This is a genomic window from Pseudomonas sp. 8(2025), from assembly GCF_052665325.1.
In genome coordinates, this window is record NZ_JBQOIE010000017.1 from 72,636 (window position 1) to 97,307 (window position 24,672).

General features: G+C 65.2%; 18 protein-coding genes. 4 read left to right on the forward strand and 14 right to left on the reverse strand.

The features are described 5' to 3' along the window. Positions 1-2: 2 nt before the first annotated feature. A complete protein-coding gene (fepB, locus tag ACUXVH_RS26570; RefSeq protein WP_081305204.1) occupies positions 3-908 on the reverse strand; it encodes a Fe2+-enterobactin ABC transporter substrate-binding protein in 906 nt (301 codons plus the stop codon). Between the two features lie 147 nt (positions 909-1,055). On the opposite strand from fepB, the gene ACUXVH_RS26575 reads away from it, so the two are divergent. Continuing rightward, positions 1,056-1,847: an ABC transporter ATP-binding protein gene (locus ACUXVH_RS26575; RefSeq protein ID WP_011061899.1), complete on the forward strand. Its 792-nt coding sequence runs from the start codon at positions 1,056-1,058 to the stop codon at positions 1,845-1,847. A 9-nt stretch (positions 1,848-1,856) separates the two neighbouring features. On the opposite strand, the gene ACUXVH_RS26580 is transcribed toward ACUXVH_RS26575, so the two are convergent. After that, positions 1,857-2,642 (reverse strand): IclR family transcriptional regulator, encoded by a 786-nt coding sequence (locus ACUXVH_RS26580; RefSeq protein ID WP_169893601.1) that lies wholly within the window; start codon positions 2,640-2,642, stop codon positions 1,857-1,859. A 270-nt stretch (positions 2,643-2,912) separates the two neighbouring features. Here ACUXVH_RS26580 and ACUXVH_RS26585 point away from each other — a divergent pair, with 270 nt between their 5' ends. The 3 genes from ACUXVH_RS26585 (at position 2,913) to ACUXVH_RS26595 (ending at position 6,940) form a co-directional block, all read left to right on the forward strand. After that, a complete protein-coding gene (locus tag ACUXVH_RS26585) occupies positions 2,913-5,006 on the forward strand; it encodes a TonB-dependent receptor (protein ID WP_093403950.1) in 2,094 nt (697 codons plus the stop codon). Positions 5,007-5,081: 75 nt separating this feature from the next. Continuing rightward, entirely contained in the window at positions 5,082-6,392 is a 1,311-nt protein-coding gene (locus ACUXVH_RS26590) for an NtaA/DmoA family FMN-dependent monooxygenase (protein ID WP_065364329.1), read from the forward strand. 119 nt (positions 6,393-6,511) lie between these two features. Then, entirely contained in the window at positions 6,512-6,940 is a 429-nt protein-coding gene (locus ACUXVH_RS26595; RefSeq protein ID WP_015636050.1) for a TOBE domain-containing protein, read from the forward strand. Between the two features lie 28 nt (positions 6,941-6,968). Here the strand turns inward: ACUXVH_RS26595 and ACUXVH_RS26600 are convergent, their stop codons facing one another. The 12 genes from ACUXVH_RS26600 to ACUXVH_RS26655 form a co-directional block, all read right to left on the reverse strand. Beyond that, positions 6,969-10,046: an efflux RND transporter permease subunit gene (locus tag ACUXVH_RS26600; RefSeq protein ID WP_011061894.1), complete on the reverse strand. Its 3,078-nt coding sequence runs from the start codon at positions 10,044-10,046 to the stop codon at positions 6,969-6,971. Between the two features lie 8 nt (positions 10,047-10,054). Further along, the gene (locus ACUXVH_RS26605; RefSeq protein ID WP_011061893.1) at positions 10,055-11,167 is read right to left on the reverse strand and encodes an efflux RND transporter periplasmic adaptor subunit; all 1,113 of its coding nucleotides are present in this window, start codon (positions 11,165-11,167) and stop codon (positions 10,055-10,057) included. A 96-nt stretch (positions 11,168-11,263) separates the two neighbouring features. Beyond that, positions 11,264-13,009 (reverse strand): efflux transporter outer membrane subunit, encoded by a 1,746-nt coding sequence (locus ACUXVH_RS26610; RefSeq protein WP_141679907.1) that lies wholly within the window; start codon positions 13,007-13,009, stop codon positions 11,264-11,266. A 246-nt stretch (positions 13,010-13,255) separates the two neighbouring features. Then, a complete protein-coding gene (locus tag ACUXVH_RS26615) occupies positions 13,256-13,705 on the reverse strand; it encodes a PTS sugar transporter subunit IIA (RefSeq protein ID WP_041118852.1) in 450 nt (149 codons plus the stop codon). A gap of 252 nt (positions 13,706-13,957) precedes the next feature. Then, positions 13,958-15,058, reverse strand: a complete 1,101-nt coding sequence (locus tag ACUXVH_RS26620; RefSeq protein WP_065364326.1) for a cytochrome-c peroxidase — start codon at positions 15,056-15,058, stop codon at positions 13,958-13,960. A 1-nt stretch (position 15,059) separates the two neighbouring features. Beyond that, positions 15,060-17,855, reverse strand: a complete 2,796-nt coding sequence (locus ACUXVH_RS26625) for a TonB-dependent receptor (protein WP_011061889.1) — start codon at positions 17,853-17,855, stop codon at positions 15,060-15,062. A 119-nt stretch (positions 17,856-17,974) separates the two neighbouring features. Continuing rightward, positions 17,975-18,964 (reverse strand): FecR family protein, encoded by a 990-nt coding sequence (locus ACUXVH_RS26630; protein WP_255313408.1) that lies wholly within the window; start codon positions 18,962-18,964, stop codon positions 17,975-17,977. After that, on the reverse strand, positions 18,957-19,475 hold the full coding sequence (locus ACUXVH_RS26635; RefSeq protein WP_011061887.1) for a sigma-70 family RNA polymerase sigma factor: 519 nt from the start codon (positions 19,473-19,475) through the stop codon (positions 18,957-18,959). Before ACUXVH_RS26635 ends, ACUXVH_RS26630 begins: the two co-directional genes overlap by 8 nt. A 398-nt stretch (positions 19,476-19,873) precedes the next feature. Further along, positions 19,874-20,434: a flavin reductase family protein gene (locus ACUXVH_RS26640; protein ID WP_015636044.1), complete on the reverse strand. Its 561-nt coding sequence runs from the start codon at positions 20,432-20,434 to the stop codon at positions 19,874-19,876. A gap of 24 nt (positions 20,435-20,458) precedes the next feature. Further along, positions 20,459-21,694, reverse strand: a complete 1,236-nt coding sequence (locus ACUXVH_RS26645) for a cation:proton antiporter (protein ID WP_065364324.1) — start codon at positions 21,692-21,694, stop codon at positions 20,459-20,461. A 154-nt stretch (positions 21,695-21,848) separates the two neighbouring features. After that, on the reverse strand, positions 21,849-22,940 hold the full coding sequence (locus tag ACUXVH_RS26650) for a Rieske 2Fe-2S domain-containing protein (protein WP_065364323.1): 1,092 nt from the start codon (positions 22,938-22,940) through the stop codon (positions 21,849-21,851). A gap of 24 nt (positions 22,941-22,964) precedes the next feature. Next, entirely contained in the window at positions 22,965-24,668 is a 1,704-nt protein-coding gene (locus tag ACUXVH_RS26655) for an NAD(P)/FAD-dependent oxidoreductase (protein ID WP_065364322.1), read from the reverse strand. Positions 24,669-24,672: the final 4 nt, after the last annotated feature.

Sequence of the window (24,672 nt, forward strand, 5' to 3'; positions counted from 1 at the left end):
GCTTAGCGAAAGTGCGCGGCGACGGCATCGATCATCTGCCGTCCCGAGTAATAGTCGATGCGAAACGAACTCGGGCCCAGGGCATACACCCGCCGGTTGATCACCGCTGGCAGGTTGGCCAGCACCGGGTCGGCGAGGAACGCCTGCACGTCGCCGTCGGTGGCGCTGAGCAGGAACACGCTGTCACCGGTGATCGCCGCCGGCAGGTTTTCCCGGGAGATGAACTGGAAGTCCGACGCTCGGGTGACCTTGCCCGCCAGCGCCTCGGGCAGCTCTGCGACCTTGAAGCCAAGAGCGCCGAGCAGCCGGGCCTGGGGGCTGTTCAGGCGGCCGATGGAATAGCTGCCGGCAATGTTGTAGCCCACCACGCTCACCGGCCCCGGGGGCGGGGTGATGCGGGCGGCGGTTTGCGCGGTGTACTGGTCGAAGCGCTGGATCGCCGCCCGGGCCTGTTGCTCCAGGCCGGTGCGCTGGCCCAGGGCGGTGGCGATGTCTTGCCAGCTCTGGTTCGAGTAGTCCACCACCAGGATCTCCAGGCCCTGGGCCTGCAGCTCGCTGCGGTGGGCGACCACGCTGTCGGCGCCGGTGGCGGACACCACCAGCAGGTCCGGGTCAGCGGCGATCACCGCTTCGATATCGAATTGCAGGTTGCGGTACAGCACCGCTACGCCGCGCTGCCTGGCCACTTCTGCCCACTGGGAAAAGAACCCGCGCTCATCGGTGAGGCGGCTGGGGGTGGTGGCGGCGCTGGCCACCAGCGGCGCATCCATGGCCAGCAGGATCCCGGTGACGCTGGGGCTGGTGGAGACGATACGGGTGGGGGTGGTGCTTGCCCCGAGGGCCAGCTGGCAACTCAGGGCCAGGACCGCTGCACTGAGCAGCCGGGCGCAAAGGCGTGGGTTCATCATCGATCCATCGGACGGTAAAGGGTGGGGCGCAGGGGCCTGAACAGCAGAACCATATGATAATGCTTCTCATGCAATGCGTTCCATATTGTAGAATCCATTCCGCAATTGCAATACTGCAAGCGCTTGTCTCCCAAGGAAAACCCCGCCATGACTCACCGTTTGCACGCCGATGCCGTGACCTTGCGCCACGACGCGCGAATCATTTCCCAGGGCCTGTCCCTGAGCATTCCCGACGGCTCGTTCACGGTCATTGTCGGGCCCAACGCCTGTGGCAAATCCACCTTGCTGGCGGCGTTGTCCCGGCTACTGGCACCGGCTGAAGGGCGGGTGGTGCTCGATGGCAAGGACATCCGCCAACTGCCGGCCCGGGAAGTGGCCCGGCGCCTGGGCCTGCTGCCGCAAAGCGCCATGGCGCCGGATGGCATCAGCGTTGCCGAACTGGTGGCGCGCGGGCGCTATCCGCACCAGTCGTTGCTGCGCCAGTGGTCGAAGGAGGATGAGCAGGCGGTGCGCGGGGCGATGGCCGCGACCCGGGTCGAGGCGCTGGCCGAACGCTTGCTGGATGAGTTGTCCGGCGGCCAGCGCCAGCGGGTGTGGATCGCCATGGTGCTGGCCCAGGAAACGCCGATCCTGCTGCTGGACGAGCCCACCACCTACTTGGATATCGTCCATCAGATCGAGCTGCTGGAGCTTTTGGCCGAGCTCAACCGCCAGGGCCGGACCATCGTCGCGGTGCTGCATGACTTGAACCAGGCTTGCCGCTATGCCAGCCACCTGATCGCCCTGCGCGACGGCGCCATCGTCGCCCAGGGCGCGCCGGCGGCGATCTTCACCGAGGCTCTGGTGGAGCAGGTGTTCGGCCTGGCCTCGGTGATCATCCGCGACCCGGTCAGCGGCACGCCGTTGATGGTGCCCAAGGGCCGGATCGACCCGGCCTGAAGCCACGGCTCAGGGGCGCGCCGGCAACGCTTCCTGGGGCACGCGCTGGCCACCGGTGGCCTGATTGACCTGGGCCGCTTCATGGAACAGCGCATCGCGGTCTTGCGGGGCCTGCAATTGCCCCAGGTCAGTGACCGTGGTCATCACGCAGACGATCTCCTGCTGGGCGTCGAATACCGGCGCGGCCTGCCCGGTGACGTTGGACAGCAGGTGGCTGGTGAGTTCGGCCCAATGCCGGCGTCGTACCTCGTCGAGCACCGCGGCACTGGGCGGGGTGCCGCGAAAATGCGCCGGCTGCTGCTTGCGCGCCGCGTCGATCACGGCCTTGGGCAGAAAGGCCTGGAACACCAGGCCGCAGGCGGTGTTGTCGATGGGCAGGATGTCCCCCAGGGCCAGGGGGTTGATGGAGAAATAGGCGCTGCGGTACCAGCGCACCAGGGTCGGCCCGCGGTCGGTCCAGATCGCCACGCCCCCGCTGGCGGCATGCCGCTGGGCCAGGGCTTTCATGCGCTGGGCGGCGATGTCCACCGCATCGATGCGCTTGAGCGCGCCAATGCCGATGCTCAGGGCCGCCGGGCCCAGGTCGTACAGGCCACTGAGCGGGTCCTGCTTGGCCAGCCCTTCCTTGACCAGGCTTTGCAGGTAGCGGTGGGCGGTGGAGCCACCCGTGCCGGTGCGCCGGGCCACTTCCCCCAGGGCCAACTCGCCCTCGGCATTGGCCAGGGTGTTGAGAAAACGCGCGGCGATCGACACCGACTGGATCACCCCGGAACGTTTTTCCGGCGGTGCATCCAGGGTCTCGTCCAACGGGGGCTGCGAACTGTTCAACGGCTGGGTCTCCTCACCAATGTCTGGCCGCGTGGGGTACGCAGGCTACGGCCTGCGCGGCGCTGGCGCTAGCGGCGGCCATGATACCGGTTCCACCGCCTGCCTGGGACGGGGGAATGCGCCCGGGTCAAAAGTGTAGATCATTCCAATTTGCAGAATGTATTCCGTATTGAGGAATGTCATGGCAGCGTGATAGCCTAATCGTGAAAGAGGATCATTCTCATTTGGAAGGAAGTTTTGATGGCCCTTACGCACCGCACATTCAGTCACGGTATTGGCGTTCTCACCTTGTCCACCCTGCTGGCGAGCCCGCCGCTGATGGCCGAGGACAGCAGGCAGCCGGACAAGCCGGGGAAAGGCAGCCTGGCCCTGGAATCGCTGGTGGTCACCGGTGAGAAACTCGACCGCGAGCTGAAGGACACCGCCTCCTCGGTGTCGATCATCACCGACCGCGATATCGACCAGAACAAGACCGGCGATGCGTCGGTGTCGGAGGTCATCAACGGCAGCCCCAACGTGATCTACACCGACTCGGTGGGCGCGCCGATCATCCGCGGCCAGGACACCCAGGGCCCGAACAACGGGCAGAACGTGTTCTGGGGCGGTACGGTGCCGCGGGCCACCATCAACCTGGACGGCCACTACCTGAACTACAACGAGATGTTCTTCGGCGCGACCTCGGTCTGGGACCTGGACAGCATCGAGGTGTTCCGCGGCCCGCAGACCACCTCCCAGGGCGCCAATGCGATTGCCGGGGCGATCATCGTCAACACCAAGAACCCGACCTTCACCCCCGAGGCGGCCTACCAGGCGGAGATCGGCAGCTACCACTCGCGGCGCAGTTCGGTGGCGGTGTCCGGGCCCCTGGCCCAGGACTTTGCCGGGCGCCTGGCAGTGGACTATTCGGCCCGCGACACCTTCATCGACTACGACAACCCGAAGTTCCAGGGCGGCAAGACCGACCAGGATTTTCGCAACCTCAATGCCCGGGCCAAGCTGCTGTGGTTGCCCACCGACATTCCAGGGCTGGAAAGCCAGTTCACCTTCGCCCACAACGACAGCAACCGCCCGACCCAGGAAGCCGCCTCGGCGCCGTTCCACAAGCTGGAGCACAGCTCCACCACCATGCCGTCCTGGGAACAGGACACCAACACCAGCATCCTCGACGTCTCCTATGAGCTGGGTAATGGCCTCAAGCTGTTCAACCAGGCGCAGTATTCGCTGTCGTCGGTGCACCGGGTGACCGGGGCGGCGGGCGAGGGCGATGCCGACATCCACCAGAAGAACGCCTCCAACGAGTCGCGCCTGACCTTCGGTGAGAAAGAGGACCTGCTCAGTGGCATGGGCGGGATCTACTACGCCCGCACCCGCACCGACGAAACCCTCAACCTGCGGGGCCGTTCGGCCTTCGACGACACCAAGACCAACCTGGGAATCTTCGGCGAGCTCAACTACCGGCTCACCGACCTGTGGACCCTGAGCACCGGCCTGCGCTACCAGCAGGACCACATCGAGCGCACGGGCAACTCGGTGCTGGCTCCCGGCGCGCTGAACTACGACAAGACCTTCTCCACCGTGCTGCCCAAGGTTTCCCTGGCCTACGCCGCCACCCCGCACTGGACCGTCGGTGGCCTGGTCAGCCGGGGCTACAACCCGGGCGGTGTGTCGCTGAACCTGACGACCCGGCAATGGGCCTATTTCAAGGAAGAGTCGATCTGGAACTATGAGCTGTTCAGCCGCGCGAGCTTTCTCGACGACCGCCTGCTGATCAACACCAACCTGTTCTACATGGATTTCAAGGACGCCCAGTACAACATCCCGGTGGTGATTTCCCCGGGGGTGGCACAGTCCTACACCATCAACGCCGAGAAGGCCCACGCCTATGGCCTGGAGCTGGATCTGGACTATCGCCTGCTGGACAACCTGCGGCTCAAGGCCAGCGCCGGTACCTTGCGCACCCGCATCGACAAGATTTCCAGCAACGCCGACTACGCCCACAACGAGTTTGCCCGCTCGCCGGGCTACACCCTGAGCTTCGGCCCCAGCTGGGACATCACCGAGCGCCTGAACCTCAATGCCCAGGTGCGCTACCTGGACGGCTACTACTCGGATACCGCCAACACCTCGGCCTATTCGATCAAGCCCTACACCCTGACCGATGCGCGCATGAGCTACCGCTTCAACGACCAGGTGCAGCTCTATGGCTACGTCAAGAACGTCTTCGACGACCGCTCGCCCACCTACATGCAGCAGAACCGCGGCATCGGCGGCATCGAGGCCAGCATGACCCAGCCACGGACCCTGGGCATCGGCGTCAAAGGGGCGTTCTGAGGCCCCGGGAATCCGTCGCCGGCCGCCCCTCGAGGCGCTGCCGGCGTTCATTCGTACACAGGAGATTGGCAACAGATGAGTAACCGCAAACGCATGCATATCGGCATGTCCCTGGCCCCCACCTGGCTCAGTGGCGATGCCTGGCGCCAGCCCGACAGCAATATCGAAGGCATCTACAGCGCCGACTTCGCCGTGGACATCGCCAAGCGTTCCGAGGCCGCGCACCTGGATTTCGTGTTCCGCCCCGACGTCAGTTGCCTGAACATGGACGGCCTGGAAAGCGGCTCGGGTTTCGCCAGCCTCGATCCCACGGTGCTGCTGGCGTGCATCGCCCGGGAGACGTCCCGCATCGGCCTGGTGTCCACCGTTTCCACCACCTTCTTCCCGCCCTATGTGGTGGCGCGCCAGTTGCAGTCGCTGCATTGGGTGAGCAACGGCCGCGCCGGCTGGAACATCGTCACCGCCTTGCAGGGCCACGAGAACTTCGGCCTGGAGGCCATGCCCGGCGCGGATGAGCGCTATGCCCGGGCGGCAGAGTTCACCCGCCTGGTGCACGACCTGTGGGCCAGCTACCCCAACCAGGCGCTGCTACTGGACCGGGAGAACGGCCGTTACGCCGACCGCAGCCAGGTGCACCCGGTGGACCATGCCGGCGAGCACTTCCGGGTGCGCGGCCCGCTCAACCTGCCGGCGTTCGGCAAGGCACGGATTCCCCTGGTCCAGGCCGGCGCCTCGGACACCGGTCGCGACTTTGCCGCCTCGGTGGCCGACCTGGTGTTCGCCCCGACCCCGGACAAGGATGCGGCCCTGGAACTGCGTCGCGACCTCTCGCAACGGGCCCGGCGCCACGGCCGCCGCCCCGAGGACATCCGCCTGCTGCCGGGCCTGAGCCTGTACCTGGCGCCGACCCGGGAACAGGCCCGCGAGCTGTTCATGCAAACCCACGGGCGCCCGGACAACGCGCGCAAGTTCGCCTCGATCCAGCAGATGATCGGCCTCGATTTAAGCGACTGGCCCCTGGACCGCCCGGTGAGCGCCGCCGACCTGCCGGCCCCGGTGCACAACCCCGGCAGCCGTACCCACACCAACCTGCTGCGGCGGTTGATCGAGCGCGAAACCCTGCGCCTGGACGAACTGCTGCTGCGCCCGGAAGTGATTTGCGCGGCCCACTGGCAAGTGATAGGCACCGCCGAAGATGCATTTGCACAGATCGTGGAATGGGCCGAGGCCGGCGCCATGGACGGCTTTATCGCCGCGCCGGGGGGCTCGATTCGTTCGATGCACATTTTCCTGGAACAGGTGATACCGATGCTGGTGGAGGCGGGGCTGTTTCGCGAGCGCTATAGCGGCACGACCTTTATCGAACACCTGCAAGAGCAGGATTGACCCGGGGCCTGCGAGAAATATCCGGCTTTGAGTGGCGGGCGCTATGGTTGTTTCTCCACAACGTGCGCCCGGATCATGCCGGGCGATCCTAACCCCGCAGTCAATAAAAGGAATGCAACATGAAAGTCAGTGCACGCAACGTGTTCAAAGGCCGGGTCAGCCAGGTGGAAGAGGGTTCGGTCAACGCCGAGGTGGTGCTGTCCCTGGAGGGCGGCGAGCAACTGGTGGCGGTGGTGACCCTGCAAAGCCTGCGTAGCCTGGGCATTGCCCCGGGCACAGAGGCCCTGGCCCTGGTCAAGGCACCCTGGGTGATGCTCATGACCGATGCCGAGGGCATCCGCCTGTCCGCTCGCAACTGCCTGCAGGGCAAGGTGATCAGCGTCACCGATGGTGCAGTCAACGCCGAAGTGGTGCTGGAGCTCAGCGGCGGCAGCCAGGTGTATTCCATCGTCACCCGCGATGCGGTGACCGAACTGGGCCTGGCTCCGGGCGTCAGCGCCACGGCGGTGATCAAGGCTTCCCACATCATCCTGGGCGTGCCGGCCTGATACCCGGCGGTTTCGATCGAGCAGGGGTTCAGGCGCTGTCGGAAGCTCCGGCATCCGCCTGCGCCCCCGGGTTCTCGATGCTTGCGGCAGAGTGCGTACTGCCAATGAACAGGTACATGGCCGGCACCATGAACAGGGTCAGCAGGGTGCCGATGGACAGCCCGGCGAAGATCACCAGGCCCATGTCGTGGCGGCCCGCCGCGCCGGCGCCGGAAGCCCAGACCAGCGGCACCACCCCCAGGACCATGGCCGCGGTGGTCATCAGGATCGGCCGCAGGCGCACTGCGGCGGCTTCTTCGATGGCTTCGCGCTTATTGTGGCCGGCGCGCTGCAATTGGTTGGCGAACTGCACGATGAGGATCCCGTGCTTGGTGATCAGCCCCAGCAGCGTCACCAGCCCGACCTGGGTGTAGACGTTGATCGAGGCGAACCCCATGGTGATGAAGGCCAGGGCGCCGAACAGCGCCGGCGGCACCGAGAACAGGATCACCACCGGGTCGCGGTAGCTCTCGAACTGGAACGCCAGGGCCAGGTAGACGATCAGGATCGAGAACAGCAGCAGGCCGACGAACCCCCCCGATTCCTGGATGAACTGCCGTGATTCGCCGGCGTAGTCGCTGGAGTAACCGGATGGCGCCACCTGTTCCAGAATGCCCTTGAGCCGGGCCAGCAACTCGCCCTGGGACACGCCGCTGACCCCGGACAGGGTCGCCGAGTTGAGCTGCTGGAAGTGGTTGACCGACTCAGGCTCGGTGGAGGTTTCGATATGGGCCACGGTGCGCGCTGCAATCATCGCCCCCGACGGGGTACGGATGTAGTAGTCGAGGATCTGTTCGGGGTTCAGCCGGTCCACCTGCAGCACCTGGGGGATCACCTTGTAGGAGCGCCCGGCGGTGGAAAAGTAGTTCACGTAGTTGCCCCCCAGGGCCGCCGAGAGCGCGGCGCCGACGTCGGCCTGGGTCATGCCCAGGGCGGCGATCTTTTCCCGGTCCACCACCAGCTTGGCCTGGGGCTTGTCGAGCTTGAGGTCCAGGTCGGAAAACCAGAACAGCTGCTGCTTGGTGGCCTCGGCCAGTACCGCCTGGGCCACCTCGTTGAGGTTGGCCACCGACTCGGTGGTGCTGATCACGAACTGCACCGGCAGGCCCTGGGCGCCGGGCAGCGAGGGCAGGGGGAAGGCGGCGATGGTGGCGCCGGGCACCTGGTTCCACTTCTGTTGCAGGTCGAGGATCAACTGCGCCTGGGAGCGGTCACGATCCTCCCAGGACTTGAGCAGCACCCCGCCCAGGCCCTGGTTCAGCGAGGGCAGGCCGGTGAGCTGGAACATCTGCAGGTACTCGGGCTCCTTGTTGGCGATCTGGAACGCCTGGTCGGCAATCCACTCCATCTGCTGCGGCGAGGCGGTGGGCGCGCCCTTGATCTGCATGAACACCAGGCCCTGGTCCTCGGTGGGCGACAGCTCGCTCTTGGCGGTCAGGCCACTGGCGGCCACCAGCACGAACAGCAGGAAGCCGAAGGTCACCAGCACCGGCCAGCTATCCAGCCCGGCCGCCAGCACCCGGTGGTAGCGCCCCCGCAGCCAGTCGAAGTAGCGGTCCAGGCGCTTGGCGAACCGGCCTTCCTCCTGGCCGCTCTTGAACAGCCGCGAGGTCATCATTGGCGACAGGGTCAGGGCGATCACCGCCGACACCGTCACTGCGCCGGCCAGGGAAAAACAGAACTCCTTGAACAGCGCCCCGGTCAGGCCGCTGCGCAGGCCGATGGGCACGTAGGCGGCGATCAGCACCACGGTCATGGCGATGATCGGGCCGCCCAGCTCGCGGGCCGCCAGCAGCGCCGCCTCCAGTACGCCGCGGCCTTGCTCCTTGATATGCCGGTCGACGTTTTCCACCACGATGATGGCGTCGTCCACCACAAGACCGATGGCCAGCACCAGGGCCAGCAGGGTCAGCAGGTTGATGGAATAACCCAGCAGGTACATGACGAAGAAGGTGCCCACCAGCGACAGCGGGATCGCCACCAGAGGCACGATCACCGCACGGAACGAGCCGAGGAACAGGTAGATCACCACCGAGACGATGATCATGGCTTCCACCAGGGTCTTCACCACCTCGAAGATCGAGGTGTTGATGAAGGCCGTGGAGTCGTAGACGATCTCGCCGCGCACCCCGGCCGGCAGTTGCGATTGCAGTTCGGGGAAGGCTTTGCGCACGTTGTCGGCGACGTTGAGGATGTTGGCGGTGGGCGCTGCCTTGATGCCGATGAACACCGAGCGCTTGCCGGAGAAAGCCACGCTGCTGTCGTAGTTTTCCGCCCCCAGGGTGACGTTGCCCAGGTCCTCCAGGTACACCAGGGCGTCGCCGTTGTGCTTGACCACCAGGCGCTTGAATTCGTCCACCGTGTGCAGGTCGGTGCCGGCGGTGAGGTCCACGGTGATCATCTGCCCCTTGGTGGAGCCCACGGCGGACAGGTAGTTGTTGTTGCCCAGGGCCGTGGCCACGTCCTGGGCGGTGACGTTGTGGGCCGCCAGCTTGTCCGGGTCGAGCCAGGCCCGCAGGGCGAACTGGCGGCCGCCGAGGATCTCTGCGGTCTGCACGCCTTCCAGGGAATCGAGCTTGGGCTTGACCACCCGCACCAGGTAGTCGGTGATGTTGTTGGTGGCCAGGGTGTCGCTGTAGAACCCCAGGTACATGGCGTCGGTGGTCTGGCCCACCGCTACCGTCAGCACCGGTTCCTGGGACTGGGCCGGCAACTGGTTCTTCACCGAGTTGACCTGGGTGTTGATCTCGGTCAGCGCCTTGCTGGAGTCGTAGTTCAGGCGCAGGGTCGCGGTAATGGTGGAGAGCCCGGTGATGCTGGTGGACGACAGATAGTCGATGCCCTGGGCCTGAGCGATGGCGGCCTCCAGGGGCTGGGTAATGAAACCGGCCACGGTGGCGGCGTCGGCCCCGTAGTAATAGGTGCTGATGGTGACCACGGTGTTTTCCGTGCGCGGCCACTGGTTCACCGGCAGCTCGAAGATCGAGCGCAGGCCCAGGATCAGGATGAACAGCGAGACCACCACGGCCCAGACCGGGCGCTTGATAAAGGTATCGGTGAAGTTCATGGCGGGCCCTAGTGCTCTTGCGGCGTCGGCGAAGGATCGTTGCGCGGCGCGTGGCTGTTGTCGACTTTCACCGGCGAGCCGTTCTTGAGTTTCATCTGGCCGCTGGTGATCACCAGGTCGCCTTCCTTGACCCCTGACAGCACCGCCACCTGGTCGCCACGGTTGGGGCCGGTTTCGATGAAGGTCTGCTGCGCGGTGAGCACTGCGTCGCCCTGGTCGTTGTTCTTCTGGCTGGCGATGAACACCGTGGTGCCGTAGGGGTTATAGGTGACCGCGGTCTGGGGCAGGGTCAGGTAACGCTGGGTGCCGCCGGAGGCCACCACGGCCCGGGCGAACATGCCGGGCACCAGGCTGCGCTTGGGGTTGTCGATGGTGGCTTCCACCGTGACGTTGCGGGTGTTGGGGTCGAACTGGGTGTCGATGGAGCTGACCCGGCCAGTGAACGTCTGCTTGGGCAGGCCGTCGGCGCTGACCGTGACGCTCTGGCCCAGAGCTACTTGCTGCACCTGGGCCTGGGGCACGTTGAAGTCGATGTAGATCGGGTCGAAGGTCTGCAGGTTGGCGATCTTGTCCCCCGGGTTGAGGTATTGCCCGGGGTTGACCGCGGTGATGCCGATGCGCCCGGCAAAGGGCGCGCGGATGCTCTTCTTCGCCACCAGCGCGCGCTGCTGTTCGGCAGCGGCCAGCTTGGCCTTGAGGTCGGCTTCGTCGGCCTCGACCAGGGCCTGGGACACCGCGCTCACCTTCAGTTGCGCCCGGTCGCGCTTGAGCACCGTGCCGGCCAGGGCCGCGGTGGCTTCCAGGGAATGCAACTGGGCGATGTCGGAGTCGGCATTCAACTGCACCAGCAGGTCGCCGGCGGCCACTTCCTGGCCGGGCTTGAAGCCGATGCTGCGCACGATGCCGCCGACCTCGGTGGTCACGTCCACCCCGCGCACGGTCTTCATCGAGCCCACCGCGGAGACGCTGGGCTGCCACTCTTCGTACTGGGCCTTGATGGCGGTAACCACCGCGGGCGGCAGGGGCACCTTGGCCTGGGCGATCAGCTTGGAGATCTGCGCGAACTTGACCCCGCCGATCACCGCGACGATCAGCAGCACCACGCCGAGCATGATCAGCATCGGCCGCAGCAGCCGGCGCTTGCGCGGCGCCTGGGGGACCGTGCCGGGGTGCGCAGGGGAGGGGCTGGAGTGGACATCGGCCATGGCGGATCTCACTTAAGGCAAGGGTGCAGGTCGAGTGGACGGCGCGGCTGCCGGCCCCTGGAGCCGGCCCGGCTGGCCGGCTTGAGCCTGTTCGCGGTGCTGGGCCGCGGACGGCGGGTACATCTCCTTGAGCGACGGCCAGCCGAAACGATCGGGGCTGCCGAGGCTGTCGGGGTCGACATCCTGGCGCTGCCACCAGCCTCCCCCCAGGGCCTGGAACAGCGCCGTGGTGTCGCTGTAGCGGGCGGCCTGGGCCCGCACCCGGCTGACAATCGCGTTCTGGTAGGTCTGCTGCGCAGTCAGCAGGTTCAGGTAGCCCACCGCGCCCAGGCGGTACTGGGCCTGGGCCAGGTCCAGGCTCTGGCGCGCGGCGGTCTCGGCCAGCACTTGCTGTTGCAGGGCCTCGGCGTCGGCCTGCAGGGCACGCAGGGCATTGGCTACGTCCTGGAAGGCGGTGATCACCGTGCCGCGATAGCGCGCTGCGGCCTGCTCATAGGCGGCCACCGCGGCGCGCTTGCGATGCTCCAGGGCGCCGGCGTCGAACAGCGGCTGGGCGATGGAGCCGGTCAGGCTCCAGACCCCGGTGCCGGAGGAAAACAGTTTGGTGCCCGCCAGCGCCGTGGACCCCAGGGAGCCGGTAATGCTGAACTGCGGCAACTGGTTGGCGATGGCCACGCCGATATCGGCGCTGGCCTGATGCAACTGGGCCTCGGCGGAACGCACGTCGGGCCGCTGCTCGACGATGGCCGAAGGCAGGCTCAGGGGCAGTTCCTCGGGCAGGTGCAGGGAGGCCAGCTGGAAGTGTTCGCCACGGTCCTGGCTGGGGAAGCGACCCAGGTAGGCCTGCAACTGGTTGCGGGTCTGGGCCAGCTGTTTCTGCAAGGGCGGCAGGGTGGCGCGGGTCTGGGCCAGGGTCGCTTGCTGGGTCAGCAGATCGCTGTCGCCGATGGCACCCAGTCGACGCTGGGCCTGCAGCAGGTCGAGCTGGTCGCTCTGCAGGCGAATCACGGTTTCGGTGGCGGCGATCTGGTCACGGATCGAGGCCAGGCTGATGGCGGTGTTCACCAGGTTGGCGGTGAGGGTCAGGTAGGTCGCCTCCAGCTGGTAGCGCTGGTAGTCGGCCTGGGCACCGCTGGCCTCGATCTGCCGGCGGGTGCCGCCAAACACGTCGGGGGCGTAGGACACACTCAGGGACGCCGAGTTGACCGTGAAGATCTGCGCCGCAGAGCCCCCGGCCGCTGCCGCACCGCCGCTGGAGCCCAGGGCGCTGGCGGCGGACACCTTCTCGCGGGTTTTCGAGGCCGAGGCGCTGAGGGAGGGAAACAGCGACGCCTGTTCGGCGTACAGCAGTTCATTGGCCTGGCGCAGCGCGGCCTGGGCGGCGTCGATATCCGGGTTGGCCTGCAGCGCTTCCTGCACCAGGGCATCGAGTTGCGGCGAGCGGAACAGCGTCCACCACTGCCCGGGAATGTCCATGCCGTTCACCAGTCGCTGCGCCGCGCCACCGGCGGCGACCCCCGCCGTGACGGTGCGGGGCGGCAGGGGCGTGGCGCTGTAGCCGGCGTCCCGGCTCAGTTCCGGGCGGCTGAAATCCGGCCCCACGGCGCAGCTGGCGAGGGCTGCGATGCAGATCAGGTTCAGGGACGAGCGGGCAAGCAACAGAAGAGACAGGTGCCCAGAGGATTTTCGACCGGTACCTTCGTCCCTGTGAGGACGCCGGCCGCCAGTGGCTACAGGCAGCAGCTGTGGCTTGTTCATATTCTCTCTAATTGAGCAATCAGTGAGTGAGTTCAACAGGAATATGGAGAGCGGCGCGACGGCAGGGCAGGCACCCCCTCAAGCACTGGGCTGCGCGAAGTGTAATGAACGTTAATGGATGAGTCGGCTAACCGCCAATAGATGAAATCTTGTGCCGGAAGGTGATCGGTGGGGCTTGGGCTATCCCATTTGCCGCGGGGGAGCGGCAAATGGGTATTGCGTGCTGGAGCAGGTGTCTGGGTCAAGCTACCAGTGATCGAACAGCTGTTTGACCTGCATCGGCGCAGTACAGCGCAGCAGGGCCTGGCGAAACCGCGGGTTGGTAAACAGCCGTGCGGTGTCGGCCAGCAGGTCCAGGTGCTGCTGATCGGCGGGAGCGGGCACCAGCAGCACCAGGATATCGCTGACCGGCTGCTGGTCCGGGGCGGCAAAGGCCATGGCGGTCTGCGGCCGCAGGTACAGCGCATGAATGCGATCGAGCTCGGCGAGCCGCGCGTGGGGCACCGCCACCCCTTCACCGATGGCGGTACTGGCGGCCAGCTCCCGGCGCCACAGGCTGGCGGCCACCCACTCCGCCGGCAGTTGCCGGGTCTCTTGCAGGTGCTGGCCGACCTGCTCGAACAGGCGCTGCTTGTTCGTGACATTGACCGCCAGGAGGATGTCTTCGACCTGCAGATAGCGGGCGACTTTGCTCATGGGCTTCTCCGGGAGCTTCAGGCTTGGCTTGCAGGCTATTGAAGCGCATTTGCCAGGTGCCGGGAGGGGCGGGCGGGCAGTCTTTACGAACTCTTTAGATCGCCAGCCGCCGGCCCGCTGCCGCCAGGCGCCTGTTGCCCAGCGCCTCGAAGTCTGGCTCGACAGCGGTATCCGCAGCGGGCAGGAGGTGATCAAGTCCCTGGCGCTGGCCCTGTGTGGCCACACCGATGTGCAGCCGCCGCGGCCAACCTCTCATAGGGCCTCCAGGAAAGCCTTCAGTGCCTTCAGTTCGGTCCGGTCCAGCTCCAATACCTTCAATTGCGCCGACGTCACGGGAAACAGCGGGTCTTGCAGCTGCCCCTCCTTGGGTACGGGCCTGGGCATGCCTGCGTTGTAGAACAACAGCACCTGATCGAGGCTGCTGGCCAGCCCGTTGTGAAACCAGGGGCCGGTATGGCTCACCAGCCGCAGTGAAGGTGTGCGCATGCGCCCGACATCCTGCGCCAGCCCGGTGACTTCATAGCGCCCGAGGTCTTCGCGCAGGCGCCCATAGAAGGTCAGGCCTGCATTGTGGAAGCGGTCGTCCTGCATCCCCGGGCCGAAGTGGCAGTTCATGCAGCGTGCCTTGGTGCGAAACAGGTGCAGCCCCTGCAATTGCTGGTCGCTGAGCGCCTTCGCCTGCCCCCGTAGAAAACGCTCGAAGGGGGTGCGTTGGGCAACCCGCAGCAGGCCACGCTGATAAGTCGCCAATGCCGCCGCCACCTGCTCGGCACCCAGCGCCTGCCCGGGAAATACCTGGGCGAACTGTGCCGGGTAGTCCGTGGTGTCACGCAGCCGGGCCACCAGTTCCGCGACACTGAAGGCCATCTCCTTGGGGTCGACGACCGGCATCAGGGCCTGCATCTCCAGGCTGTCGGCGCGCCCGTCCCAGAACAGCTTCTTGGCCAGGCCGCTGGCCACCAGGCTCGGTGCATTGCGCCGGCCCGCGGCACGGTCATGCCCGAACGAAACCCGACGCCCATCGGCGAACCCCAGGTCCGGTTCATGGCAGGAGGCGCAGGCAATCTGCCCCGAACGCGACAGGCGCGGGTCGAAGAACAGCCGGCGGCCCAGATCGGCCTTCTGCTGCGTGTAGGGGTTGTACGCCGGGGACGGCGCCCGCTCGGGCAAGGGGCCCAGCTCTTGCCAGGCCACGCCGGCATCCACCTGCGGCGCCGGCCACTGCGCGGGGGGGCGGCTGTACAACTCGCGCAGGCAAGACGGTTCGCTCGTGGCGCAGGCCAGCACGTGCTGCGGGCCAATCACCAGCACCATGCCGAGCATGACCTGCAGGCTCTTCAGGGACCGGCGCATTTCAGAACGCGTATCCGACTTCGAGCCAGTACTGGCGGCCCACCTCATAGGTCGAGACCGAGTTGCTGTTGACCGTCTGGTTGGCATTGACCGACTTCTTGTCGAGCACGTTGAACACGTCGACATTGATGAACACGTTCTGGTCCCTGGCGGTGGGAATACGCCAGCCCAGGCGCGTGTCCCAGGTCAGCGCCGCCTGGAATTTCTGTTCCTCCCAGACATCCACCGAGGTGCCCATGTAGTCCACATTGCGCCCCGTGTCGCCAATGCGCTTGTAGCCGGCGCGGTAGCGCCAGAAGTTGCTCCACTGCAGATTGGCCTGGGGGATCTCGGTGATGGTCGTCAGGCGGGCCGTCCAGGGCCGGTTGAAGTTGCTGGCCGGGCGGTCGTCATAATTGATGAAGCTGCCCTGGTACTGGATGACGCTGTTCTGGTAGTACAGGTTCTCGGCCGCGACGTAGGTCGGTGCGGAGGCCTTGCTGTCGGTCCAGTTGAGCGCCAGTTGCCCGCCGGTCTGGGTGCCCAGCAGTGTCCAGCGCTGCAACGGTGTCACCGTCAGGGTGTAGGTGTCGGTCTCGCTCTTGCCGTCGTTGGTGTAGGTGGTGTAGTTGCTCGCCAGCGTCGGGTCCGTGGAGGGCTCGCCCAAGGTCTTGCCGGACACCTGAACCACCTGGTCGCGCCCCTTGCGATTGACATACTTGAGGGCATATTCGACCCCGGCCCATTGCTGCACCACGCCCAGCATCAGCTCGTCGTCGTAGGGGATGTCCAGCTGATTGAAGCGCACCTGGTTGGCCGCGTTGGATTTGACCACCCAGGGTTTGTCCAGGCTGTCGCGGGTTTCGTTGAAGCGCAGGCGGTTGCGCCCGTCCTGCAACTGCCAGCTGCTGACGCTGCGCCCGTAGTAACGGTTGACGCCGGCATTGAGCAAGGTGGTGCGGTCACCGAACAGGTCATATTCCAGGGAGAAGCGCGGCGCCCAGGTGGTCTTGTCCATGTAGTCGTCGCTGTCCACGCGCACGCCGGGGCGCAAGGTCAGTTGGCCGAGGGTGATCTCGTCCTGCAGCCAGCTGCCCCAGGAGGTGGTGGTGAAGTCGAATTCGCCAGTGGCATAGCGGGTACGGCTTTTCATGTACTGGCCCGCCCAGCCGTTCAGGGTCTGGCCGATGTTGCAGGCGACGCTGTCGGTAACCCCGGCGCCGTTGGTGCAGGTAGTGGTGGCCGCGGGGGTGACATAGGTGCTGCTGTCGGTCAGGCGCTCGTAGCGCACGTACTGGCGGGAGAACTCCAGGCCGGTCTGCGGGCGGTGAGTCATGCCCAGCCAGTCGACGCTGCGCCAGTCGGCATTGAGCTTGTACTGCCAGGTACGTTGCTGCTGCTCGATATCACCCCAACCGCCTTCAAGGGTATTGGAGGTGGCCTTGTTGCCGATGCCCCAGTCCTTGGTGGCCGACTTGCGCCAGGTCCAGTAATCGGCGGAGTCCGATTGGCGGCTCTGTTCCTGGCCGCTCCACGCCAGGTTCTGTTCGACGCGCGCCAGGTCGCCATCCCAGACGGTGCGCAGGTTCACTTGGGTGCCGCCGGCCTTGTTGTCATAACCCGAGTTGGCCACGTTGGCACGGAAGTAGTGACTCTCCTCGGGGGCATGGGTCACGCTGGTCTCAACAGTGAGTTGATCGCTGGCTTTCCATACCGACTTGAGGAAGTAGTTGTCGATGCGCCGTTGCTGCTTCTCCTCGTGGAAGCCCATCTCCTCGACATTGTTGTAGGAGTAGAAACCCAGGGGGATGGTCGAGCGCTTCTGGCTGAAGCTGCCAAGCAGGCCGAAATTGTCGGTCAGGTGGCCCTGCAGCGTGCCACGAACGGTGACCTTGTCGAACTTGGGCTGCTCGTCGGGAGAGCCCGAGTTTTCCATGCGTTGTTCTTCGCTTTCGTCGACGTGATATTGGGTCCAGGCGGAGCGGGTGGTCTGCACCGAGAATTTGCCGTGCAGCGCCTGGGTCGGTGCACGGGTCTGTGCATCGATGACGCCACCGTTGAAGCCGCCATAGGCCGCTGGCACGTTGCTGTCCAGGACCGTGATGTTCTCCAGCAGGTCGGTGTCCAGCGCCAGGCCCTGGCTGCGCCCCGGTACCGCGTCCAGCAATTGCACCCGGTATTCGGCCGGATCGATGTCATTGTTCATGTTGATGCCATCGACCAGGAAGGCATTCTGGTAGAACTGCGCCCCGTTGATGCTGATGTTGGCCGGGCCGATTTCGCCAGGGGTCTTGCTGCTCAGCTGAGCGTCGTCGAACTGCACGTTGGGATGGCTGCGCAACAGGCTGGTGATGTCGCCATTGCCCGCCGGCATTGCTTCGATCGTCGCGCGGTCCACTCGGGTTTCACCCTGGGGCAGCGACAACTCGCCAGGCACCTTGGTATTGCCCAGGCGGACCGGGTCGGTACGCGGGCGAGTCGCCCGTTGCACCATCAGCGCGTCGTCACCGATGTAGATCCACTCCAGCTGGCTGCCCTTGAGCAGTTTCGCCAGCGCCTGCTCGGCGCTCAGTTCGCCCTGCACCGCCGGAGCGTTCAGGTTGAGCAGCAGTTGGCTCTCGACGCTGATCTGCAGGCCGGTCTGCTGTGCCAGCGCCATCAGCGCCGTGCTTAACGGCTGGCGTGCGATGTCGATGCTATGCCGTGTCCGATGGTCACTGGCCAAGGCCGGCAGGGACACCGCCAGCCCCACTGACAGCCACAACAGCCGCGCACTGCGTCGGCAACCCTGTAGTCCCTGTTGGGGGAAAATGGACATGCTCTGGTGAACTCCCCGTTCAGTGCGAACAATACGCACATGCTAATGAGAATAATTATGATTAACTCAGCGGGGCAATAAACGAACGGCGATCGAGAACTTCCAGAAAATTTTGAAATTTATTGTTTTGCCGGCACTTGCGGCTCTTTGCGGATCAGCGTGAGGTAGGGGCCCCATTGCCGCAGATGCCCACCCAACGGAGCGATCGCCAGTTGCAGTGCGCTGACTGGCGAGCGCAGGTTCAGCGAAGCGGTGATGCGCCGCTCGCCCAGAGCAGGGTCCGTCAATAGCAGTACACCGGGGTAATAGTCCTGCAGCGCTTCAACCACCTCGGAGAGTGGCCGGTCATTGACCAGCAACTGCCACTGGCGCCAGGGGGCAACCTGGCCAGGCAATAGCCGACCGCGCTGCGGCGGGCCCTGGTCCAGGCCAAGGCGAAGGCTATCGCCCGGGCCCAGGGCCGGCACCGCGAGTTCGCCGCGCCCATCGCGAACCTGGACAGCGCCGCTCTGTACGGCTACCACCACGGCGGTGCGGCTGAGGTCCACGTCGAATGCGGTCCCTATGACCCTGACCTTGACGTCCGCAGCCTGCACCGTGAACGGGCGCGAGGCATCGTGGCTGACCTCGAAGAACGCCTGCCCCCTGAGCAGGGTGACCGCCCGCGTACTAGGTTCGAAGTCCACTCGAATAGCGCTATCGCTGCCCAGTTCAATACGGCTGCCGTCACTCAAGAGCACTTGTCGGTGCTCGCCGGCTGGGCTGGTATGGGCGGTCGGTGGTGTCGGCCCGGCCAGCAACAGCAGGCAGGCTGCCAGTGCAAGCGCCTTCAGTGCCCGCCGCGGCCGAGCCCGGAGCGGGGTGGGCAAAGGCTGGGGCACGGGTGGTTCCAGCGGCGCCAGGCCGCCACTGAGCAACCAGACTTTCTCGGCCTTGCGCCAGGCGACAGCATGGCGCTCATCAGCGGCCAGCCAGCGCGCATGGGCCTGTTGCAGCAAGGCGTCATCCGGCGCCGCGTGGCATTGCAGCAGCCAATCCATCGCCGCCTGCCACACGGGGTCGTCCTTCAATGAACCGGATACAGGTTGAGGCAAGGGGGTATCAGTCATCGGCCAGGTGCTCCGCACAGTGGGTCAGTGCGTCACGCACCAGCTGGTGCGCCAAGCTGGAGGAGATCTTCAGCTCAGCGGCAATTTCCTGGAAGGTCAGGTGTTGCAGGCGGTGCATGTGGAAGGCCCGACGCGTGCGCTCCGGCAGCAGTGCCAGCGCATCTTGCAGCAGGCGCAACTGGTCGCTGTGCAGCGCCTGATGCTCCGGTGATGGCGTACTCGAGGGCAGCTCGTTCAGCAGATCGGCGCCATCGGGATGACGATTTTCCAGGGTCGAGCGCCGCAGCAGGTCAAAGGACAGGTTGCGCACGATGCGGTACAGGTAGCCCACCGGGTTGCTCGGCTGGGCGGCGCTATCGGCCTGGCCGCAGAAGCGCAGCCAGGCCTCCTGGACCACTTCTTCGGCTTGAGCCCGACAACCGACAATGGGCGCCGAATAGTCGACCAGCGCGGTACGGTGGGAAAGGTAGAGCTCGAGTTTATCGCTGAGATAAGACACGGCGGCGATCATTCAAGGCGGGATCAGACGAGGGGGCGGGATTCTATCCTTGATTGCAAATGATTATCAAATGCATTTTGTGAGCCTCAATCAGCAGCGCCTGGGCAAGCCTCGCGCTGGGATGGCCAGGCTTCAAGGGCCTAAGGCATTCGAAAAAAACGTACTACAAGGGCTTTCTCATTGGGCACAAACCCAATAGTGATTATTCATTTCCTGGCGTGGGTGTCGGATCGACTTCAGAGGAGGAGGAGGAGGAGGAGGGAAACTACAAATAGCTGTCGCGGGCGCTTGGCCGGTCGGGCTGGTTGTTCGCTGGGGCGCTGCGAGCGAGCCACTGAGGTCGAGCTGCTGCCACATCAAGGGGCACCTGGATCAGTGACCCTTCCCGGCAAAAGATCACATGAGCCGGGCTATTCGTGCTTGAGGACGCTTTCTGCTCTATTGCTCCCTAGACCTCGGTACTGGCCTGCATGGAAGACCAGCGGTTCTGCGCCGCTGTAGCGGTATTGTTCGATCTCGCCAATGAAGATCAGGTGGTCACCGCCCTCGTACTGGGTGACGTTGCGGCACACCAGCACTGCCACCACATCGTCCAGCACCGGGGCTCCCGCCTTGCCATAGGAATGAGCTACACCGGCGAACTTGTCGGCTGCTGCCCGTGCGAACTGCTCCGACAGGTGGTGCTGGTGCGCGCCCAGTACGTTGATGGCGAAGTGGCTCGCCGAGCAAAAGGCCTTCAGGCTCGGTGCCGTGCGTGCCAGGCTCCAGAGCACCAGCGCCGGTGACAGCGACAGTGAGGAGAACGAGTTGGCCGTCACGCCGACGTTGCGGCCGTCAGCGGTGCGGGTGGTGATCACGGTCACACCGGTAGCAAACTGCCCCAGCACGTTGCGCAGTTCACGGGCATCGCGGACATCGCGGCCCTCGGCATCGAGCAAATCGTGAACTTTGGTTTCGGTGGCAGCAATCATGGTGAGCTCTCCCCTCAAGCTGGCTCAGGCGGCCTGTTGGCTCATTGCGCGTGTTTGCATGCGCAGCGTGAATCGAACCAGCGGTGCGGTTAGCGCCGTCGTCACCAGCGCGAACACCACGAGGATCGTGTAGACCTTTGGCGGAAGAATCTGCATCTGCAGGCCGATTGACAGGACGATTAGCTCCATCAGCCCGCGCGTATTCATCAACGAGCTCACCAGCATCGCATCGTGCGGCGCCAGCCCAGTGCCACGCGCGCCCAGATAGCTGCCGCCGAACTTGCCGATGAATCCGCCCACGAGGAATACCCCGCACCACATCCATGATGCCGCGTCGTCGATCGTGCCGACCGACGCATGCAGCCCCGCACACGCGAAGAACACCGGCATCAGTACAAGCTTGACGAAACCTTCGACGTTATCGCGCCACTCCTTCGCGACGCCGGGCACGCGCCGCACGAACAGCGCCGCCGCAAGTGCGCCAAATGCACTATGGAATCCGATCAGCGACGTCGCGAGTGCCGAGGCTATTACAAAGCAGAGCAACACGGCCAAGCGGTCGCGCGTCGCATGCGCAGTCGAGGCGAGCCGCGCAAGCACCGGTCGCACCACGAAGCGCACCAGGAGCGCGCATAGCACCAGGTACACGAGCAGGCTGACGAGCATGTGCGCAAATGCCCAGCCAGGCCCGCTCGATAGCGAGGCAATCGTTGCCAGCAGCATCCAGCCGAGCGCATCCGTCAGCATCGCGGCAGACATTGCGTGCCGTGCGCCGACCATGGCGCCGAGCGCCAGGTCGTCGATGATGCGCGCCATCACCGGCACCGCTGATACCGCAAGTGCGACACCGCAAAAGAGTATGTAGGGCAGCGCCGGCACGTCGCTGGCGAGCGTATCTTTCGAGACGATGGCGACGATCATGCCGATCGCGGCCGGCGCGATGAGCCCGCCCGCCGCGATCGCGACAGGTATGCGCCAGCGCTTGCCGTGCAGCGTCTCGCTCAACTCCATATGCAGACCGATCTGAAACATCAGCAGTATCAGGCCGACTTCGCCGACTTGCGCCATGGCTGACAGCGTACGTGGGCCGAACAACAGGTCGTAGAAACTCGGTGCGATCACGCCGAACAGCGAAGGCCCCAACAGCAGGCCGGCCGCGATCTCGCCGACCACCGCGCACTGGCCGAGCCGTTCGGCAAGGCGGCCGCAGAGGTTGCAGAGCGCGATCACCAGCACGAGTTGCAACAGCCAGATGGTCATCAATACCTCGCAAAGAGCGACACCGACACCAAGCGGGTGGCCGCGAGCCCAAGCGGGCCCGCCGCGCCGTACGCCGTGATCTCCGTGACGCAGCTCGAAAGGTTCGCAAGCGCCGGGCAGCGCGACGCGACCGCTACCGGCTCGGCCTCACGCATTACTGCTCACTCGCGACACGGTCGACCCAGCCGCGGTAGAACGCACGGTACTTGAGCACGAGCTTGTCGTACTTGCTGTACGCGCCGCCGCCGTCGGGCTTCATCCCGTTCCAGATTTTGACGTCGTACCCCGCTGCCTGTCTGGTCTGCAGCCCGAACAGCACGAAGTCGGTCGCACGGCGCAGGACGCCGCCCACCTTCTTGATCGAGATGAGCATGTGCATGATGTTCTTGCCGTCGCTCACCGGTGTCACACACTGGAGCAGTTTGTATTTGACGTCTGCGTCCAGGGCAACGGTCATGACGCACCCGCCGGGGTAGCCATCGAAGTGCAGGTTCATCTGCGACATGTTCAGGCCGAGCGCGCGCGACAGCATGCCGAGGGGGCCGAAGTAGCGGTTCACGTGGAAGTCGATCCCGGCACCGAACCACGCGCCCGCCCGGGCCAGCGACTCAACCTCCGGCCACCGGCTCCAGTCGTCGAAGAGCTTGAGCTCGAAGGCCGAGATCGGGAGCGCGTGCACGGGGGTTGCGTGCTGTGCGTCGTAGAAGTTCTCGACGATCCGCAAGACCGCCGTCGTCGTCTCGAACGCGAAGTGCAGGTGCATGAAGTCGCCGTTGTCGACGTCGGCTGCGGTGATTTCGGGCAGCGGGTGCAGCGGCTGCGGGGAGCCGTACCAGACCCACACGTAGCCGTATCGCTCGGTGGTGACCAACGTCGGCTGGCGTGCCGCGCGTGGCACCGGCTCGAGTTGGCGCACCACCTCGCTGTGGCCGGGGATGTGAACGCACTTGCCTTGCTCGTCGTAGCGCCAGTGGTGAAACGGGCACTGGATGCACCCGTCCTTGATCCGCCCGTCAGCCAGGTTCGCGCCCAGGTGCGAGCAGTGGCGGTCCATCACCACGGCCTGCCCAGTCGCTGCGCGCCACGCCACGTACGGACGGCCAAAGAGCGTCAACTCCTTCGGCTTGTCCCTGAGGTCGTTCGAGCGCATCGCGACGTACCAGCTCGCGGCCACGCGTGTGGTCGCGTCGTACGCCCCCGGGGGATGCTTCTTGACGTTCGCTTGATCCAATTGAATGTTGTTCATCGCGTGTGTGCCGTCCTTGGCCGACTACTTCTTCAGAGCCAAGCCGATGCGGGTGGTGATGTACGCCTTGAGCAGCGCGAACATCGGGTTGTAGTCGAAGTACTTCTTCACCTCTGCCGGCGCGCGGGTTTGCGTCCAGTACATCAGCTTCATCGCCGGTATCAGGCTGTACTTCGAGTTGTTGAGCTGCGGCTTGTCCCCGGTGATGCAGTACCCGAAGCCGAACATCGGCTTGGCGAAGTCGCGTTCGTCGATGAGGGCGTGAATCCGCAACGCGGCCTCCTCGGCCGACTTGTGCCCGGCGCTCACAGCCTCGACCTCGGCTTTGGCGTCGTTGAACAACTGGTAGTACTGCTCCATGTCCGCGCACAGGTACCCGAGGTACGGCGGGTCGTTGTCGAGGTGATCGAGGTCGCCCTCGTCGCGCGACGCGCGAAACCTCGCGTGGGCTTGCACCAGCCGGAACTGCCCGAGGATAGTGCCGACCGCCCACAGCCGGTGGAACGCGTCCCATAGGCGGAAGTCCGAGAACGCCGTGTAGCAGCAGCTGACGAAGTCGTCGTTGTGGTCCAAAAGCTTTTGCTGCAGGCGCTCGATGTACTCGAAGCGCTCGGGGGAGAAGTCGTCGTCGCGTAGCGCCTTGATGAGGCGCGCCGCGAGCGCGTGGATGGTCACCGCGGTGTTCTCGAGCCCCCGGGAGAAGAGCGGGTCGATGAACCCGTTCGCGTGCAGCATCAGGCAGTAGCGGTCGCCGACGCAGGCGTTCGACGAGAACTGCAGGCGGTCGGTCTTGACCCAGTCGCGCACTGGCACGGCGTCCCGGAACTGAGCGCCGATGCTCGGGAACCGCGCGAGGAACTCGTCGAATTCCTGCTGCGCGGGAATGTCGGTTTTCGGGTAGATACGCGGGTCGAGCTGCAGGCCGACGCTCACCAGGTTATTGGTCGAGCGCGGGTGGTTGTTGAACGGAATCACCCAGAGCCAGCCGCCGGTGAACATGTGGTGCAGGGTTCCTTCGTGCCAGCGCCAGCGCTGCCCCTTGACCTTGAAGATGTCGTCGAACGGCTTGACCCCGAGCATGTGCGTGTAGAGGCTGCGCGAGTGCGTCTTGAAGCGACACGGCTCTTCGCGGAGCCCGAACTTGGTCGCCAGCGGCGCGCCGGGTCCTCCGCAGTCGATCATGTACCGGCCGGTGAACCGCTCGCCCTCGGCGGTGGTCACCGCGACGCCGTCCTTGTCCGCGTGATATTCAGTCACGCTCGTCTTCTGGCGGACCGTGCAGCCATATTTGATGGCCGCTTGCAACAGATAGGCGTCGACGTCCTGCCGGTAATAATGGCTCTCCGGCCCCCACGGCAGCTCGGGAATGACGCACTGGGTGAACTCCTTCGGGTCGTGCTCCTGGCCAGGTTTGTGGAACACGAAGCCGAAGTTGCGCTTGATGCCCGTGCTCGACGAAACGTAACGCTGCGTCGAGTAGAACGAGGTGATGTGGCCGAGCTCCGGAATGTCGTAGCGATCAGCGATGATGCGGTTCATGAGAGACGTTTCGGGGATCGACGATTCGCCGATCGTGAACCGCGGGTGCGACGACTGCTCGATGATCAGCACGCGAAACTGTTGTTTGGCCAGGATGGCCCCCATCTGGGTACCGGACATGCCCGAACCGAGGATGATTACGTCGAAGTGGTTGCTATCGTGTCCGTTCGCGGGGCTCTTCTGAGTCATGGGG

Bases quoted from the DNA above. Each gene is read 5' to 3' on its own strand.
- ACUXVH_RS26630 (WP_255313408.1), bottom strand. From the start codon at position 18,964: ATGACTGATACCCCCTTGCCTCAACCTGTATCCGGTTCATTGAAGGAC.
- ACUXVH_RS26605 (WP_011061893.1), bottom strand. From the start codon at position 11,167: ATGCTGATCATGCTCGGCGTGGTGCTGCTGATCGTCGCGGTGATCGGC.
- ACUXVH_RS26635 (WP_011061887.1), bottom strand. From the start codon at position 19,475: ATGATCGCCGCCGTGTCTTATCTCAGCGATAAACTCGAGCTCTACCTT.
- ACUXVH_RS26645 (WP_065364324.1), bottom strand. From the start codon at position 21,694: ATGACCATCTGGCTGTTGCAACTCGTGCTGGTGATCGCGCTCTGCAAC.
- ACUXVH_RS26595 (WP_015636050.1), top strand. From the start codon at position 6,512: ATGAAAGTCAGTGCACGCAACGTGTTCAAAGGCCGGGTCAGCCAGGTG.
- ACUXVH_RS26650 (WP_065364323.1), bottom strand. From the start codon at position 22,940: ATGAACAACATTCAATTGGATCAAGCGAACGTCAAGAAGCATCCCCCG.
- ACUXVH_RS26640 (WP_015636044.1), bottom strand. From the start codon at position 20,434: ATGATTGCTGCCACCGAAACCAAAGTTCACGATTTGCTCGATGCCGAG.
- ACUXVH_RS26610 (WP_141679907.1), bottom strand. From the start codon at position 13,009: ATGAACAAGCCACAGCTGCTGCCTGTAGCCACTGGCGGCCGGCGTCCT.
- ACUXVH_RS26615 (WP_041118852.1), bottom strand. From the start codon at position 13,705: ATGAGCAAAGTCGCCCGCTATCTGCAGGTCGAAGACATCCTCCTGGCG.
- ACUXVH_RS26625 (WP_011061889.1), bottom strand. From the start codon at position 17,855: ATGTCCATTTTCCCCCAACAGGGACTACAGGGTTGCCGACGCAGTGCG.
- ACUXVH_RS26590 (WP_065364329.1), top strand. From the start codon at position 5,082: ATGAGTAACCGCAAACGCATGCATATCGGCATGTCCCTGGCCCCCACC.
- ACUXVH_RS26655 (WP_065364322.1), bottom strand. From the start codon at position 24,668: ATGACTCAGAAGAGCCCCGCGAACGGACACGATAGCAACCACTTCGAC.
- ACUXVH_RS26620 (WP_065364326.1), bottom strand. From the start codon at position 15,058: ATGCGCCGGTCCCTGAAGAGCCTGCAGGTCATGCTCGGCATGGTGCTG.
- ACUXVH_RS26600 (WP_011061894.1), bottom strand. From the start codon at position 10,046: ATGAACTTCACCGATACCTTTATCAAGCGCCCGGTCTGGGCCGTGGTG.
- fepB (WP_081305204.1), bottom strand. From the start codon at position 908: ATGATGAACCCACGCCTTTGCGCCCGGCTGCTCAGTGCAGCGGTCCTG.
- ACUXVH_RS26575 (WP_011061899.1), top strand. From the start codon at position 1,056: ATGACTCACCGTTTGCACGCCGATGCCGTGACCTTGCGCCACGACGCG.